The organism is Flammeovirga sp. OC4, assembly GCF_000812565.1.
GTDB lineage: Bacteria > Bacteroidota > Bacteroidia > Cytophagales > Flammeovirgaceae > Flammeovirga.
The window spans coordinates 1-1,051 of the sequence record NZ_JTAM01000164.1 but is presented as its reverse complement, the minus strand read 5'-3'; the positions used below and the strand labels follow the sequence as shown (position 1 = coordinate 1,051).

At 37.7% G+C, this 1,051-nt stretch carries 2 protein-coding genes; both read right to left on the bottom strand.

The genetic code is table 11. The features are described 5' to 3' along the window. Positions 1–44: 44 nt before the first annotated feature. Positions 45–770, bottom strand: coding sequence for a hypothetical protein (locus tag PL77_RS29770; protein ID WP_044213661.1), 726 nt, complete (start codon positions 768–770; stop codon positions 45–47). Further along, positions 757–1,051, bottom strand: a 295-nt coding sequence (locus PL77_RS29765; RefSeq protein WP_044213660.1) for a hypothetical protein, incomplete at its 5' end; no start/stop codon positions are given. The genes PL77_RS29770 and PL77_RS29765, both read right to left, overlap by 14 nt.

The window sequence follows — 1,051 nt, the reverse complement described above, 5'->3', positions numbered from 1 at the left end:
ACATCGATTGATCGCTTCTTGGACTACTTTTTCTAATATTGGAGTCATACCGTTCTAAATTTATTTGCTAAAACATTCATTTGTTGCTGAACCTTTTTCTCCTGCTCCCCGGAGGCTTGGGGTTCTTCCGGGGGAGCTTTATTCTCTGGAGTACCTTTCACCCAGTTTCTTTTTCCTCCCGACTTATCCAATCTATACCCTGCATTTCTGAGTTTACGCCAGTATTCTTGCAGAGCTTTTCCTTCTAAAGATGCTTCGTGTTCTGCACTGTAAGAAAAGGAGCTTATACTTTGTTTTTCTTCCGTCATCAAACGCCTAATTACATTTAGCTTCCCACAAAATTCATCTACTGTTTTCGCTTCTAGATTCCATTTTGTAGATTCGAGATAAAAGATAATTTGCTCTTCGGTGGCTTCAACTTTTTTTAATTTCCCTATTTCACTTGGCTTTATCTTGTAATCAAGATTGAACTTCTTTTTGTAAAACTTATTCCAATTGGAAATCTTCTTAGAAGTTTCAGTATCTACGGGAGCATCGGCATCCGCTAGCTTTTTTATCGTGAAATTTGGGTGATTTTCGATTCCATCAAGGTGGAGGGGAAGGACACTTAGTAAATGTTTTGCAGAGGCATCGTCCTTATTAAAATACTTACCTTTCCACTTTAAGGTAGATTGAATATTGAAAAATTCACCGGTTTTTCTGTATTGAATAACGACTCTACCTGTACATCTCTTATCTTTCGCTTTGAATTCATACTCATGATGCTTCATAAACTTTCGATAACGTTTTGTCGATCATTCGTATCGCAAGAAGGGGTTTCTCTTTTTTCAAGAGCTTACAAATATCATTGAGCTTTACATGGGTCATTCTTTCAAGAAGATCCGAAAGTCTGCATTGCTGTACCTCATCAAAGGAAGAACTGAAGTATCTTTCAATTCTTCTTTTCATCATGAAGGTACCCACTGCATTGTTGTACCTCTGATCACGGGTACCAATCTTTCGATAGCCTCGTGAGGGTCTTAAATCATTCATTGTGATAGTGTTTTTGTGT

Excerpts from the sequence above, each read along its gene's own strand:
- PL77_RS29770 (WP_044213661.1), bottom strand. The coding sequence starts at position 770 with ATGAAGCATCATGAGTATGAATTCAAAGCGAAAGATAAGAGATGTACA.